The 15,409-nt window shown below is 40.3% G+C and carries 16 protein-coding genes; 14 read left to right on the top strand and 2 right to left on the bottom strand.

Translation table 11 applies throughout. The features are described from left to right. Positions 1–27: 27 nt before the first annotated feature. On the bottom strand, positions 28–1,104 hold the full coding sequence (locus R8G33_09195; GenBank protein ID MDW3095833.1) for a histidine kinase: 1,077 nt from the start codon (positions 1,102–1,104) through the stop codon (positions 28–30). Between the two features lie 88 nt (positions 1,105–1,192). Between R8G33_09195 and argH the strand changes: the two genes are divergently transcribed. After that, a complete protein-coding gene (gene argH / locus R8G33_09190; protein ID MDW3095832.1) occupies positions 1,193–2,620 on the top strand; it encodes an argininosuccinate lyase in 1,428 nt (475 codons plus the stop codon). Here the strand turns inward: argH and R8G33_09185 are convergent. Next, the gene (locus R8G33_09185) at positions 2,617–3,282 is read right to left on the bottom strand and encodes a carboxylesterase (protein MDW3095831.1); all 666 of its coding nucleotides are present in this window, start codon (positions 3,280–3,282) and stop codon (positions 2,617–2,619) included. The two genes, argH and R8G33_09185, sit on opposite strands and share 4 nt — an antisense overlap. Positions 3,283–3,380: 98 nt before the next feature. Here R8G33_09185 and R8G33_09180 point away from each other — a divergent pair, with 98 nt between their 5' ends. The 13 genes from R8G33_09180 (at position 3,381) to uvrD (ending at position 15,396) form a co-directional block, all read left to right on the top strand. Next, positions 3,381–3,515, top strand: coding sequence for a hypothetical protein (locus tag R8G33_09180; GenBank protein ID MDW3095830.1), 135 nt, complete (start codon positions 3,381–3,383; stop codon positions 3,513–3,515). 68 nt (positions 3,516–3,583) lie between these two features. Continuing rightward, a complete protein-coding gene (gene lysA, locus R8G33_09175; GenBank protein ID MDW3095829.1) occupies positions 3,584–4,849 on the top strand; it encodes a diaminopimelate decarboxylase in 1,266 nt (421 codons plus the stop codon). A 35-nt stretch (positions 4,850–4,884) separates the two neighbouring features. Continuing rightward, entirely contained in the window at positions 4,885–5,304 is a 420-nt protein-coding gene (locus R8G33_09170) for a CoA-binding protein (protein ID MDW3095828.1), read from the top strand. A 37-nt stretch (positions 5,305–5,341) separates the two neighbouring features. Continuing rightward, positions 5,342–6,169 (top strand): diaminopimelate epimerase, encoded by an 828-nt coding sequence (gene dapF / locus R8G33_09165; protein ID MDW3095827.1) that lies wholly within the window; start codon positions 5,342–5,344, stop codon positions 6,167–6,169. Continuing rightward, the gene (locus tag R8G33_09160; GenBank protein ID MDW3095826.1) at positions 6,166–6,894 is read left to right on the top strand and encodes a DUF484 family protein; all 729 of its coding nucleotides are present in this window, start codon (positions 6,166–6,168) and stop codon (positions 6,892–6,894) included. The genes dapF and R8G33_09160 overlap by 4 nt, the downstream gene beginning before the upstream one ends. A gap of 17 nt (positions 6,895–6,911) precedes the next feature. Beyond that, positions 6,912–7,814, top strand: a complete 903-nt coding sequence (gene xerC, locus R8G33_09155) for a tyrosine recombinase XerC (GenBank protein ID MDW3095825.1) — start codon at positions 6,912–6,914, stop codon at positions 7,812–7,814. 128 nt (positions 7,815–7,942) lie between these two features. Next, positions 7,943–8,461 carry an ATP-dependent protease subunit HslV gene (gene hslV, locus R8G33_09150; GenBank protein MDW3095824.1) on the top strand — a complete coding sequence of 173 codons (519 nt, stop codon included), beginning with the start codon at positions 7,943–7,945 and terminating at the stop codon, positions 8,459–8,461. A 19-nt stretch (positions 8,462–8,480) separates the two neighbouring features. Then, the gene (gene hslU, locus R8G33_09145) at positions 8,481–9,821 is read left to right on the top strand and encodes an ATP-dependent protease ATPase subunit HslU (protein ID MDW3095823.1); all 1,341 of its coding nucleotides are present in this window, start codon (positions 8,481–8,483) and stop codon (positions 9,819–9,821) included. Positions 9,822–9,858: 37 nt separating this feature from the next. Continuing rightward, a complete protein-coding gene (locus tag R8G33_09140) occupies positions 9,859–10,221 on the top strand; it encodes a DUF971 domain-containing protein (GenBank protein MDW3095822.1) in 363 nt (120 codons plus the stop codon). Positions 10,222–10,229: 8 nt separating this feature from the next. Next, positions 10,230–10,976: a bifunctional demethylmenaquinone methyltransferase/2-methoxy-6-polyprenyl-1,4-benzoquinol methylase UbiE gene (ubiE, locus tag R8G33_09135; GenBank protein ID MDW3095821.1), complete on the top strand. Its 747-nt coding sequence runs from the start codon at positions 10,230–10,232 to the stop codon at positions 10,974–10,976. Position 10,977: 1 nt separating this feature from the next. Next, positions 10,978–11,568, top strand: a complete 591-nt coding sequence (locus R8G33_09130) for an SCP2 sterol-binding domain-containing protein (GenBank protein ID MDW3095820.1) — start codon at positions 10,978–10,980, stop codon at positions 11,566–11,568. 13 nt (positions 11,569–11,581) lie between these two features. Continuing rightward, positions 11,582–13,147, top strand: coding sequence for a ubiquinone biosynthesis regulatory protein kinase UbiB (gene ubiB, locus R8G33_09125; GenBank protein MDW3095819.1), 1,566 nt, complete (start codon positions 11,582–11,584; stop codon positions 13,145–13,147). A 65-nt stretch (positions 13,148–13,212) separates the two neighbouring features. Continuing rightward, positions 13,213–15,396, top strand: a complete 2,184-nt coding sequence (uvrD, locus tag R8G33_09120; protein ID MDW3095818.1) for a DNA helicase II — start codon at positions 13,213–13,215, stop codon at positions 15,394–15,396. The last annotated feature ends 13 nt before the right edge of the window (positions 15,397–15,409 follow it).

Here is a 15,409-nt window from a genome sequence, read left to right as displayed (position 1 = left end):
TCGCTGATATTTAATTATGTTTCTAAGCTAAGCTTCTATGGGGATATGGAAGCTAACTGAATAATCTTTGTCGGATTCTCTAATTTTCATTTTGGATTGATCGCCATATGCAAGTTGCAAACGCTGACGAATATTATCTTGCGCCATTTTATTGCCAGACCTGAGTGGATCACGTTCCATAGGTTTCGGGTTCGTGATGGTAAGCTGTAGTTCACGAGCGGTACTCTCGATCTCAATTCGGACGGTCCCCCCATCTGTCAATGGCTCTACACCATGGTATATCGCATTTTCTACCAAAGGTTGCAAGATCAATGCGGGTATGAGTGTGCTTAAACTGAGGCTATCTTGCAAGTGTAATTCCACTTTTAATCGCTCTCCAAGTCTGAGTTCTTCGATATTGATATAACGTTTAGTGAAATCCAATTCTTCTCGTAGGGTTACTTTGTCCTGATGGCCTAGTGAAGCGCGAAATAAGTCAGCAAGATCTAATACCGCTTTTTCTGCTTTAGCTGGTGCTGTTTGGGTCAAACTGGCAATAGTATTCATACTATTGAATAGGAAATGAGGGCGAATTCTCGCCTGTAATGCCTGAATTCTAGAGCGTGCTTCAGTCTGAATGTTAGATTTCCATTGATGTTGAACATAAAAGTATCGCAATGCCACAGCACTTACTATTGCACTTATAGCAATATTTCTAAGTAAAAATCCATTCATGTATATGGAGTCACCACCACCCAATAAATTAGTCTCTTGAGGAGTAGTTACCACAGCTAGTATAGATATAATTAATGTCACTAATAAGCTCAATCCATAACAAGAGAATGCAGCCACAATTGGTTGCAGGCGATGGAGAAATCTTCGACTGACACATAAAACCAGAATGTTGCCAAAAGCAATCCATACAATAAATAGCGCTATCATTGATAATTTCACCCAGTAGTCCTCACCAGGTTGAATTGATGATAGCGATAGTACAAAGGCTAGTAAGATGGCACCAAGAATGACTAGAAAAATAACACGAGCATTACAGAAATCAGGTAAGAAACCTGGTTCTGTTTGGCTGTTATCTTGTTTTGGTGGTCTTTGAGAAGGACTTTGAGCCATATATATTTATAAAGAGTTGCGTCGCAAGTTTATTTTTAAAGACTACTTTCCTAGGTATACTCACGCCACATTTGATCGATTTGTCATTATGTCTAAAAACAACAACGATAAAAAAACCAATTCTCAGCAAACAAAACCAGATGGAAAAAAACCATGGGGTGGACGATTTACTGAGTCGACGGATGCATTCGTGGAAGAATTTACGGCATCTGTGGCATTTGATCAACGCATGTATTCGCAAGATATTGCTGGTTCGCAAGCACATGCCCGTATGTTGGCAAAAATTAAGGTGCTAACTACAGATGAATGTGAAGCCATAGTAGGTGCACTTGATGAGATTCGTGAAGAAATTGAAGCTCATAAATTTGATTGGCGCATTGATCTTGAAGATGTGCATATGAATATTGAATCGCGTCTAGTCGCGAAGATTGGTGAGCCTGGTAAAAAATTGCACACGGGTCGTTCTAGGAATGACCAAGTTGCAACAGATATTCGTTTATACCTGCGCGAGCAAATTGGATTTATTGACGCTGAGTTAGAACGTATGCAACAAGCCATATTAGAAACTGCAGAAAAACAAGCTGATACTTTGATGCCGGGATTTACCCATTTGCAAGTTGCGCAAGTAATCACTGTGGGTCACCATTTGATGGCATGGTTTGAAATGTTGACAAGAGATCGTGCTCGTTTAGCAGACTGCAAAAAACGTGTCAACATTATGCCTTTAGGTTCCGCTGCGTTAGCAGGGACGCCATTTCCTCTTGACCGTGACTACGTGGCTGAGCAATTAGAGTTTAATGCGATTACAAATAATTCATTAGATGCAGTGAGTGACCGTGACTTCGCGATTGAATTTTGTTCATTTGCTTCAATCTTGTTGATGCACCTTTCACGCATGTCTGAAGAACTTATTTTATGGGCATCACAGCAATTTGAATTTATAGAATTGCCTGACCGTTTTTGCACGGGGTCATCGATAATGCCGCAAAAGAAAAATCCTGACGTGCCAGAATTGGTGCGTGGCAAGAGTGGGCGGGTATTTGGCAATTTAATGTCCTTGCTTACGTTAATGAAGTCACAGGTGCTTGCATACAATAAAGATAACCAAGAAGATAAAGAGCCATTATTCGACACAATTGATACTGTTATGGGTAGCGTGCGCGTTTATGCAGATATGATACCGCATATTACTTTTAATACTGATAATCTTGCTAAGGCAGTTAACAAAGGGTATGCGACGGCTACCGATTTGGCAGATTATTTGGTTGCTAGAGGCATGGCGTTTCGAGATGCGCATGAAATTGTCGGTCGAGCAGTACGTATTGCAATCGATGAAGGTAAAGAGTTGGAACAATTGTCTTTGCAACAGTATCAGTCCATATCGAATGTAATATCTGAGGATGTTTATTCAGTATTACAAACACGTGGTTCAGCAGAATCTAAGCAAGTAGTGGGCGGCACTAGTCCTCGCCAAGTGCGTGAGCAAATACAAGCCGCGCGCAAAAGAATCGTTTAATTTGTTAGCTTGTTAATTACCCACTTACGAATGTCTTGAATCTGTGCATCGCACAGTTGATGGGCCATGGGATAATTGCGCCAGGTAATTTTTGTGCCTAATGTGAGCAGCACCCCACGCGCTAAATCACCAACATCAATAGGTAATACTTCATCGTAATCGCCGTGAGCCATAAAAATATCATGGCCTAAAACTCGGCCTTTGTTTGCCTCAGGCGCTAGTCCTCTAAGAGGTAGATAAGTCGATAATGCAATTACGCCTCCGATCGCCGCTTTGCCGTGTAATAGTGTATGTAAAACTAAAGCGCCACCTTGCGAGAACCCAGCTAATATAATTCTATTTGGGTCAATATGAGTAAACTTAGATTCAATTAGTGACTCTATGGCATTCATAGATGATGTGATACCCGCGTGATCTTCTTCAGCTTCAAGGCTGAGCTCCAAGATATCGTACCATGCGGGCATACTCATGCCCTGGTTGATAGTGACAGGTTGAACAGGTGCATGAGGAAAAACAAAATGAATTGACAGTTCACTTGGCAAGTTAAGCTGTGATACCAGTGGCATGAAGTCATAAGCGTCAGCGCCCAAGCCGTGTAGCCAAATTATCGCGGCATCTGGATTGTCTCCGTGTATTTTTTCTAGATAATCTAAACTTGCCATAGGCTATCTATTATAGATCACTATATTATATCTGTGTGTACATAGTTATAATTACGCGCGGATAATATATCGCTGACTAAATAATTAGGTAGAGTAATTTGAATCGAATCGCTTTGGTGCTGTGTTTGCTGGCTTGTATCCTGGTAGTAACTGCGTGTGGGCAGTACGGTGACCTATACGCACCGACTGAAGATGAAGGTACTGCAGAACAACAAAATGAAGACAAAGAATAGCCGTAAACATACTATCTCTTAGCTAATTAAATTTAAGAATTTACGCTCAATAACTCAGCAGGACTTAAGTGAATCAATTCCCTGGTTTTGAATATCGACAAGATAAGTTATTTGTCGAACAAGTTGATATTCCTCGCTTGGCACTAGAGTATGGAACGCCATTCTACGTCTATTCTAAATCTGCATTAACTTCACGCTGGGTAGAGTTATGCACAGCATTTTCATCATTAGATTTTTTACCCTGCTACGCGGTCAAGGCTAATTCCAATATCGCTGTATTGCAGATGCTTTCCCAATGGGGCGCTGGCTTTGATATTGTTTCTTTGGGTGAGCTTGAACGTGTACTCACTGCGGGCGGTGATGCGAGTAAAATAATGTTTTCAGGTGTAGCCAAGAGAGAGGATGAAATCCGCAAAGCAATACATTGTCAAATTGGGTGTATTAATGTTGAGTCTGAGTATGAGCTCGGGCGTATTCGAGAAATTGCCGCTGAAATGAAAATGCATGTCAATGTATCACTTCGAATTAATCCTAATGTAAATCCAAATACGCATCCATATATTTCAACAGGTTTAAAAGAAAGTAAATTTGGTATCACTAGCGAATTAGCACTTAAATTATATGCTTCTATAAAAGATGATCCTTGGGTTAAGCCGGTGGGAGTTGATTGTCATATAGGGTCACAAATTACTGACACTCAACCTTATGTTGATGCGGCTGAGCATGTATTTGAATTTGTGGAAAATTTGGAGCAGTTGGGTATTAAATTAAAGCATATTGATTTGGGTGGTGGATTTGGGATTACTTATGAAAATGAAAAACCCCCTGAATTTAATCAATATGCAGACGTTATCACGCCACTGTTTGAAGGTAAGGACTATCAATTGGTGCTAGAACCTGGAAGATCAATTGTAGCGAACGCGGGAGCTTTAGTGACTGCTGTTGAGTATGTAAAAGATATAGAAGTCACTGAGTTTGTATTAGTTGATGCTGCGATGAACGACTTAATTCGTCCAGCGTTGTATCAAGCGTGGCATAATTTAATGCCGGTGACACTAAATGCTAATCGGGAAGATAAAGTTTATGATGTAGTCGGTCCTGTTTGTGAAAGTGGTGATTTTTTTGCAAAGCAACGTGAAATGAAGCAATTGCTTCCAGGCGAATTACTCGCTGTGATGTCTGCAGGTGCTTATGCAATGACCATGGCAAGTAACTATAATACGCGCCAGCGCCCTTGCGAGCTAATGATTGATGGTGATGATGTTCATCTAATTAGGCGTAGAGATGCGATAGATGAACTATGGCAAAATGAAGTGTTATTGCCCGCTGATTAGCTCTATATAGTCAGTAACTTATACATAATTGTGTGATGAATGATGAAGCAATTACCGAATTGTTAGGAAGTGTAAAAACAATTGCCATTGTAGGTTTGTCACCAAAGAAACATAGACCCAGCCACCGTGTAGCGAAACATTTGCAGGATTGTTCATATACAGTAATACCTGTGCGTCCCGGCGTACGCGAAGTATTGGGTGAAAATGCTTATAAGTCACTGGAAGATATTCCATTTAAGGTCGACTTGGTTAATGTTTTCCGTGCACCTAAATTTATTCCGGGGATTGTAGATTCATGTATTGATTTGGGACTAGATAAGATCTGGGTGCAAGAAGGCATAATTAATTTAGATGCTCAAAAAAAAGCACAGCAATCAGGAATATTTATGGTCATGGATAGATGTATTTATAAAGAAATTGTTCGTCTGGGTATGAATAAATTGAACAAGCAATAATAGTAATTAAATAAACCTTATAACTCACGGAAACGCGGTGAAACTTAATTTTGTAAAAATGCACGGACTTGGCAATGATTTTATTTTGCTTGATGGTATTAGCCAAGATTTCGATTTAACAGCCAATAATATTCGTCATTTATCGCATAGAAAACTTGGGATTGGTTGCGATCAACTGTTAATTGCACAATCACCTAGTAAGGAAGATGTTGATTTTCGCTACCGAATATTTAATAGTGACGGCAGTGAAGTTGAGCAGTGTGGAAATGGTGCAAGATGTTTTGCTCAGTTTGTGAGGAGACTTGGTCTTACGAATAAAAAAGTCATAAAGGTTGAAACGCTCGCAGGCACTTTTACTTTACATGTCCGTGATAACATTAATGTCACGGTTGAGATGGGAGTGCCAGAGTTTGATTCGGAAAAGATTCCCTTTAGTGAGCATAACGAGCACAATGCACACATGCTTGAAATAGATCAGCAGCAAATTGAATTTGCCGTTGTCTCGATGGGAAATCCACATGCTGTAATATTTGTTGATGATGTCGATTCAATAGATGTGTATAAGATAGGAAGTCAGTTGGAAGTAGATGGAAGATTTCCAAAGCGTACCAATGTTCAGTTTATTCAAATTGAGAATAGACAAAATATTATTCAAAGGATTTTTGAGCGAGGAGTTGGTGAGACCATGGCAAGTGGTTCCGGAGCCTGCGCAGCTACAGCTGTTGCACAACAAAAAGATAGAGTGGATGACACGGTTCAGATTACAATGCCGGGAGGCGTGTTGGAAATTCACCGTAATGAAGAAGGGTGTCTGTTAATGACAGGGCCAACCGAATTTAGTTTTGAGGGGAGTGTTAACGTATGACAACAAAATCCGATGTTCACGCGAGTGCCAGTGCGAGTACTAGACGCAGTGAAGCGGAACCGTCCAGTGATCCTGTAGCGGTCAAAGATTATTTATTACAGCATCCGGAGTTCTTTAATCAACACCCCGCTCTATTGCGTGATCTTGATATTAAGCATGAGTCTGGTACTGCAGTATCTTTAGTCGAGCGTCAAATTCAGCTGCTACGTGATAAAAACGCTAGTCTAGAGAAGAAGATTCTTCATTTAGTACAAATTGCACAAGACAATGAAATTCTTGAAGAGCAATTACATAGAATTGCACGTCGCTTGATCGAGATTGACCATAATAAGAATATTATCCCTATTATTAACGATCTTCTAAATAATGAGTTTCCGTCATTGCAAATTCGTTTAGGTCTTTATGATGTTGCACCTGAGTATACTGTGCCGACAGAAAATAATATTACTGCTACTGACTTAGAATACGTATTTTATAAGCAAATTATTTTAGAGAATTGCCGAGACTGCATATTTTTGCGTGGAAAAGGTCTGGTGGATCTTTTTGTGAAACGCGTTGATGTTAAATCAGGTGTAGCAATTCCATTGCGTAGTAATAAGAATTTTGGTGTGTTGCTATTAGGCAGTTCCAATGAAAATCGATTTTACGAAGGCATGGGGACATTGTTTTTAGAGTATCTTGCTGACTTACTTAGCCGTAAACTGAAGAAGTTACTTAAACAATAATAAAATTTGTCGTGAAGATGCTTAACCAGTGTTTACAGAAATATCTAGATTATCTTCGCACAATAAAGCATTACTCCCCCGCAACATTAGAAGGCTATCAAGGCGATATTCAAAACTTCTTGGACTACCTAGAAAAGCAAGAAATTGCTGATATAACCGAAACCAGTATTCATGATATACGTGCATATATTGCTAGTTGTCACCGTAAGGGTATGGCAGAAAGCAGTATGCAGCGCTTGTTATCTTCATTGCGAGGCTTCTACAAACATCTGTTAAAAAATGATCAAATTGGTGCAAATCCCGCAGCTGATGTACGTGCGCCTAAAGGCGCTAAGAAATTACCCAAGGTTTTAGATGTTGATCAAGTGGATCGTCTGCTTAGTACCGGTGTTAATAGCAATCCATTAGAAATGCGTGATCATGCCATGATGGAGCTGATGTATTCATCCGGCCTACGCTTATCTGAATTAGTCAATCTAGATTTGGTAAATCTAGATCTCAAAGCAAGGCAGGTTAAAATTCTAGGTAAAGGCAATAAGACACGATATTTACCAGTTGGCCAGCAAGCAAATGAAGCTCTCAGTGCATGGTTACAACTTCGGCTAAGCATAGCGTTAGCTGGGGAATGCGCAGTATTTGTGAATAATCGTGGCTCGCGTTTGTCACAACGTGCGGTACAAAAAAGAATGCGTGAACGCGCACAACGAACTGAGTTGGGAGTGCATGTTCATCCGCATATGTTACGTCATTCATTTGCCAGCCACATGTTGGAATCAAGTGGTGACTTACGATCAGTACAGGAATTGTTGGGACATGCAAATATAAGCACCACGCAGGTATACACACAGCTAGATTTCCAGCATTTGGCTAAGGTTTATGATCAAGCTCATCCCAGAGCTAGAAAATCTCGCACCAAATAGCCTCTATATACAACTATAGAGCAGTTAGTTCTCTATTTTGGTAGATAACCCCACCCATACACAGTCGTGTACAATTCGCGCCTATCCAACTTAATGGTCGAATAAATGATCAAATTAAAGGCGTAAGCATGACTACGATAGTTTCAGTAAGACGTGATGGACAAGTTGTACTCGGTGGTGATGGTCAAGTCACGCTGGGCAACACAGTGATGAAAGGTAACGCGAAGAAAGTCCGCCGATTATACAATGGACAAGTAATAGCAGGCTTTGCAGGTGGTACCGCAGACGCTTTTACTTTATTTGAGCGTTTTGAAGGTAAGCTAGAAAAACACGGCGGGCATCTAACACGTTCTGCTGTAGAGCTGGCCAAAGACTGGCGTACTGACCGTATGTTGCGTCGCTTAGAGGCTTTGCTTGCGGTTGCTGACCAAACTACCTCTTTAGTGATTTCTGGTAATGGCGATGTGATTGAACCTGAAGATTCTTTAATTGCAATTGGATCGGGTGGACCATTTGCCCAAGCGGCTGCTCGTGCATTATTAGATCATAGCCAATTAAATGCTCGTGAAATAGTAGACAATGCATTAAGTATTGCTTCAAGTATATGTATTTACACAAACAATAATGTCGCTATTGAGGAATTATAGAGTTTAAAAGGAATTTGTTATGTCTAGTATGACACCGCGAGAAATTGTCGAAGAATTAAATCGCCACATAGTTGGTCAAGATGACGCTAAGCGAGCAGTAGCTATTGCCTTACGTAACCGGTGGCGCCGAATGCAGTTGCCGGAAGCTTTGCAAACTGAAGTCACACCAAAGAATATTTTAATGATTGGTCCAACTGGTGTGGGTAAAACAGAAATTGCACGTCGCTTAGCAAAACTTGCTAACGCGCCTTTCATAAAAGTAGAAGCTACAAAGTTCACTGAAGTCGGTTATGTGGGGCGAGATGTTGAATCAATAATCAGAGATTTGACCGATAGCGCTATTAATCAAATGCGCGAAGTAGAAATGTCAAAGGTAAAGTTTCGTGCTGAAGAAGCGGCAGAAGAACGTATTCTAGATGTATTTGTGCCACCACCAAAAGCAGAAAATTTTAACAGCGCTGAAAACAATAAAGCTGGTTTTGCAAGTGAAACAAGGCAAAAATTCAGGAAAAAATTACGTGAAGGTGATTTGGACGAAAAAGAAATTGAAATTGATGTAAAAGCAAATCCACTTGGTGTGGAAATTATGACACCGCCAGGTATGGAAGATATGGCGAGTCAGTTACAGGGTATGTTCCAAAACATGGGTACGCAGAAAACAAATCAACGTAAACTGAAAGTTAAAGATGCATTTAAAGTTCTAACAGACGAAGAAGCGCAAAAACTAATTAATGAAGATGATGTAAAAGCGCGTGCATTACATCAAGTTGAACAAAATGGCATAGTATTTCTAGATGAAATTGACAAGGTTGCCAAACGTGGTGAATACAGCGGTACCGATGTTTCTCGTGAGGGCGTGCAACGTGATTTACTTCCTTTGGTTGAAGGTTGCACGGTGTCAACAAAACATGGCGTGATAAAAACAGACCACATTCTTTTTATCGCTTCTGGAGCATTCCACTTGTCAAAGCCAACTGATCTGATTCCAGAGTTACAGGGTCGTTTGCCTATTAGAGTAGAATTAAATGCATTAAAAGTTGAGGATTTTGTTAGCATTCTAGTTGAGCCAAAAGCTTCCTTAACAGAGCAATATGTTGAATTAATGGCTACAGAAGGGGTTACACTTGAGTTTGAGAAAGACGGCATTCAAAGTATCGCTCAAACAGCATACGATGTTAATGAACGTACTGAAAATATCGGTGCACGCCGACTGCATACCATCATGGAGCGATTGCTAGAATCATTGTCATTTGAGGCATCAGATAAAAGCGGACAGAAAATTGTTATTGATAAACAGTATGTCGATGACAATGTTTCAGAGCTAAGTAAAGATGAAGATTTAAGTCGTTATATTCTGTAGTGACGTAAAATTAATTAAATAGAGCAAGGAAGTAAACATGGCTAAGGTTGTTCCAACAGAAATACAATTACACCAAAAGTCTAGAGTGCTAGAAGTTGCCTTTGATGATGGTTCGCGATATGAATTTACGTGCGAATTTTTGCGCGTGTATTCTCCATCGGCAGAAGTGACTGGGCATGGTCCTGGTACTGAAGTGCTGCAAGTGGGTAAAGAAGACGTCAATATTACAGCCATAGAGCCAGTAGGTAATTATGCAGTAAGACTAGTGTTTGACGATAACCATGACTCAGGTTTGTATAGTTGGGAACATTTACATGACTTGGGTACTAATCAAGACGAAAAATGGAAGAGCTACTTAGATCGTTTGGAAGCCGCAGGGCATAAGAGAAACACACACTAAATTTGTTTATGAGTGAGCAAGATAAAACACACTTCGGTTATACCAATGTAAGCCCAAAGGAGAAAACTCAACGTGTGCGGCAGGTGTTTGAATCTGTTGCTGACAATTATGATGTAATGAATGATTTAATGTCTCTGGGGTTGCATCGCTTGTGGAAAAAATTCGCATTGCATGTAGCTGCAGTAAGGCCTAAACAAAAAGTATTGGATTTAGCCGGAGGTACTGGCGATTTAGCGTCAGAATTACATAAAAACGTTGGCGACCAAGGGCAAGTTGTTCTGTGTGATATCAATGCCAGCATGCTTGGCGTGGGTCGGGAAAGAATGATTGATCGTGGCTTAATGAACAATCTGAATTATGTGCAAGCAAATGCTGAAGCGCTACCATTTGCAGATAATAGTTTTGATTGTATTACTATGGCCTTTGGTTTGCGTAATGTGACCTACAAAGAACGATGTTTAGCATCGGCGTATGCAAAATTGAAGCCCGCAGGAAAATTTATCGTTTTAGAATTTTCTAAGCCCGCACCTTGGCTGCAGCCTATTTACGATATGTACTCTTTCTCCATTTTGCCTAAGCTCGGTGAATGGGTGGCTAAAGATCAAGACAGCTATCGCTATTTGGCAGAGTCAATTCGAATGCATCCAGACCAGATTACTTTAAAACAGATGTTTGCCGACGCTGGATTCGACCGCTGTAGCTACGTAAACATGAGTGGTGGAATTGTGGCTGCGCATATCGGGTATAAATATTGATATGAATGATTTGATTGTAGCTGGGTTAAATCGATATATAGAATTAGATAAAGAACGTGTAGTTGGCCTAGATCAAATAAAAGGTAAGCTGATTTCTCTGCATTTACGAGAGCTTAATAAAACTTTGTTACTGCGTGTTGGGCAACACTGCTTTCAACAAGAGTTAGATCTTGAAATAGAAGCAAATGTAGAGATTTCTGTTTCGTTGAAAATATTACCAGAATTTTTAATGGGCGTAGAACAAGATAAGCTAATTAAAAATGGTGGTATTGAAATAAAAGGCGATGCACATATTGCAAGTGTGTTTCAAAATACATTACGTGAAATTGAAATAGATTGGGAAGAAATATTGTCGAAGTACACAGGTGATGCAGTTGCTTATCAGTTGGGCAGAGGTGCAAAATCAGTACAGTCTATTATGAAACAATTGAATGACAATATGCGCCAAGACATTCGTGATTATCTTCAGGATAATATACAAGCCTCAGCAACTAAAGGCGAAGTAGAACAATTCATTCAAGGTGTCGACAAAGTTAGAGCACAGACCGATCGTTTAGAAGCGCGATTAAATCGCTTAAAAAATCGCAATTAATCAATATTAAATTATGCGCCTACTTCGCCAATTCTTTCGTATTATCCAAATTAATATTGTATTAGTACGGCATGGACTTGAAGAAGTTATTTTTGCTATTCACTTATTCCGACCAATACGCTTCATATTATTATTACTTCCTTGGCATTGGTTTCGAAGAGTCGATATTTCACACGGCGTACGCATTAGGCGAACACTAGAAGATTTGGGTCCTATATTCATTAAATTCGGCCAAGCGTTATCGACGCGCCGTGATTTGCTTTCAGATGATATTGCGGACGAGCTAACTAAGCTACAAGATCGTGTACCTCCATTCCCAGGAGATGAAGCGCGACGAATTGTTGAAAAAGCATTTGGCTGTGATGTCAGCGAAATATTTTCGGCCTTTGATGAAACCCCGCTAGCCTCAGCGTCAATTGCGCAGGTCCATGCAGCAACTTTGCATGATGGTTCGGATGTAGTTGTTAAAGTGTTAAGACCTGATGTGAGAAAATTTATAAAAAGAGATATAGAGGTCATGCATTTAATTGCAGACTTGGCTCATCGATACTGGGTAGATGGTAGGAGGTTACGTCCTCGAGAAATTGTCGAAGACTACGAGCAGACTGTCATGGACGAGTTAGATTTATTACGTGAAGCTGCAAATGCAAGTCAGTTGCGACGAAATTTTGAAGATAGCCCAGACTTGTATGTGCCAAAAGTGTATTGGGATCATTGTCGAGTCAATGTGATGGTGATGGAGCGTATACATGGTATCGCAGTCAACGATGTGAAAACATTAAATTCTAATAACGTTAATATGAAAAAATTGTCTGAACGCGGTGTAAATATATTCTTTACACAAGTGTTCAAACATAATTTTTTTCATGCTGATATGCATCCAGGGAATATTTTTGTTTCTTATGAGACACCAGATGATCCTAAGTACCTGGGAGTAGACTTTGGAATAATGGGGTCATTGTCAATTGAAGATCAGCGCTACTTAGCTGAGAATCTACTAGCCTTCTTTAATCAGGATTATCGCCGTGTTGCTGAATTGCATTTAGAATCTGGCTGGGTGCCTGCACACACTAGAATTGATCACTTTGAATCAGCAATTAGAACAGTATGTGAACCAATTTTTCAAAAACCAATTAGTGAAATTTCGTTTGGTAATTTATTGTTGCGCTTATTTCAAACTGCTCGAAGATTTCAGATGGAAGTGCAACCACAGCTTGTATTACTGCAAAAAACTTTATTGAATATTGAAGGACTTGGTCGTCAATTAGACCCGGATCTAGACCTCTGGAAAACTGCAAAACCATTTTTGGATCGCTGGATGAGTGAACAAGTTGGCGTGCGCGCGTTAGTCAAAGGTATGCGCCATCACTTGCCTAAAGTGTTAGAACAAGCACCTGAGCTCCCCTCATTAATACATAGTTACTTGATAAGTGCGCAACAGGCACCTAAACAGCAAAATGAAATGCTCAAGCGGGAAGTGCAACAGTTAGAACAAAAATATAAACAGCAAAAACGAATTTCTATTGCGAGTGCTGTGATAGCAATCGTTGCGGCAGTAGCAATTACCTTTTATTTTTAGTTTATTCAAATAACAAAGAAATTGTCTGTTAAGAGCAGTGGTTTCGAGACTAGTGAAAAATTATTGTGGATGTATCTCCTATACTTGATGGCCTGAATCAAGAACAACGTAATGCAGTTACGGCTACTCCAGGTCCTGCCTTGGTGTTAGCGGGCGCAGGCAGTGGCAAAACACGTGTGCTAGTACACCGCATAGCTTGGTTGTGCAATGTGGAAGGTGTATCACCATACGGATTGTTAGCTGTGACTTTCACTAATAAAGCCGCGGCAGAAATGCGAGGCAGAGTTGAAAGTCTTCTCGAAGCAAACTTATCAGGTATGTGGGTAGGGACGTTTCATGGTATCGCTCATCGAATGTTACGCGCGCATTGGCAAGCAGCCAACTTGCCGCAAGCGTTTCAGATTTTAGACTCTGATGATCAGCATCGTTTAGTTAAAAGAATAATGAAAGGTTTGGAGCTTGATGAATCGAAGTGGCCAGTAAAGCAAGCGCAGTGGTTTATTAATGCGCGTAAGGATGAGGGATTGCGTGCAAGTCAAATACAAGATGGTGGTGACCTAACAACGCGTCAGCTGCTAAGAGTGTATATCGCATATGAGGCAGCATGTGAACGCGCAGGAGTAGTTGACTTTGCTGAGCTATTATTACGTTCACTAGAGCTACTAAGGAATAATGAAGATGTCTTGATTCATTACCGTAACCGCTTCCAACATGTATTGGTTGACGAATTTCAAGATACAAATTCAATTCAATACGATTGGTTGAAGTTGATTGCGGGGAACAACAACCCAGTTTTTGCTGTCGGTGACGACGATCAATCTATTTATGGCTGGCGCGGAGCGAAAATAGAAAATTTATTTTCATTCAGCAAAGATTATGCTGATACGCAAACATTTCGTCTTGAACAGAATTATCGATCTACCAGTACAATATTATCAGCAGCAAACGGACTGATTGATCACAATCAAGGCCGTCTAGGCAAAAAGCTTTGGACTGAAGGAAATGAGGGTTCGCCGGTACAATTATATGCAGCTTATAATGAACATGATGAAGCGCGGTTTGTAATTGAGCGTATAAAAGAATGGGTGACTCAGCCAGGGCGTAAGTACAGTGAGATTGCCATATTGTACCGCTCAAATGTGCAGTCGCGTGTATTTGAGGAAAATCTGATAGCGCAACAAATTCCTTATCGTATCTACGGCGGTTTAAGATTCTTTGAGCGCGCAGAAATTAAAGATGCATTAGCTTATTTAAGGTTGAGTTCTAGCCGAATTGCTGATCCAGCTTTTGAAAGAATTGTTAACCATCCACCACGTGGCATTGGTGACAGAACATTGCATGTTGTTCGAGATCATGCGCGTGCTGAATCTATACCTCTATGGGATGCGACTAAAACAATTATATCTCAAGGTTCTTTAGCAGCAAGAGCACAAGGCGCTTTGATGCAGTTTGTGAATTTGATCGAAAGATTGTCTGATGAAATTAAAGATCAAGAGTTAGAAGAACAGGTTGAGCAAGTGATTAGTTTATCTGGGTTACAAACTCATTTTGAAAAAGATCGTTCTGAGAAAGGTCAGTCCAGAGTAGAAAATTTACATGAACTAATAGAAGCAGCGCGAGGATTTCGTTATGAAAGTGAAGATGGTGAGGAGCTTTCAGAGCTAGATGCGTTCTTATCTAATGCAGCACTTGAATCCGGTGAAGGACAAGCATCTAAATGGGAAGATTGCGTACAATTGATGACTCTACATACTGCTAAAGGATTAGAATTTCCTCTTGTTTGTCTAGTGGGTATGGAAGAAGGTTTATTCCCAAGCAGCATGTCTATGGATGAGCCTGGTCGTGTAGAAGAAGAAAGGCGCTTGTGTTACGTAGGTATCACGAGGGCAAGGGAAAATTTAATGTTATGCTTTGCTGAATCTCGGCGACATTATGGTAATGAAAATTATAATCCACCATCAAGGTTTATTAATGAGATCCCTGCCGAGCTAATAGTTGAAGTGAGGCCGCGTACGCGCGTGACTCAGACAATACACAGTCCTGATCCAATGCCTCAAGTAAAAAGAAGAATCGATGATGGTGAAGCAGGAATACGTGTAGGGCAACGCGTAACACATAAGAAGTTTGGAGAAGGTATGGTAATGGACCAAGAAGGAAATGGAAATAGTGCTCGTGTACAAGTTAAGTTTGAAGGCAGTGGAAGTAAATGGTTAGTGTTGGCCTACGCTAATTTAACCGTGCTTGGTTAAGAAAATAAATTTA

It is taken from the genome of Gammaproteobacteria bacterium, assembly GCA_033344735.1.
In the GTDB taxonomy this organism is placed as follows: domain Bacteria; phylum Pseudomonadota; class Gammaproteobacteria; order UBA4575; family UBA4575; genus UBA1858.
Note: the sequence above shows the minus strand (reverse complement) of the source record. Positions and strands in the feature narration are given on the sequence as shown.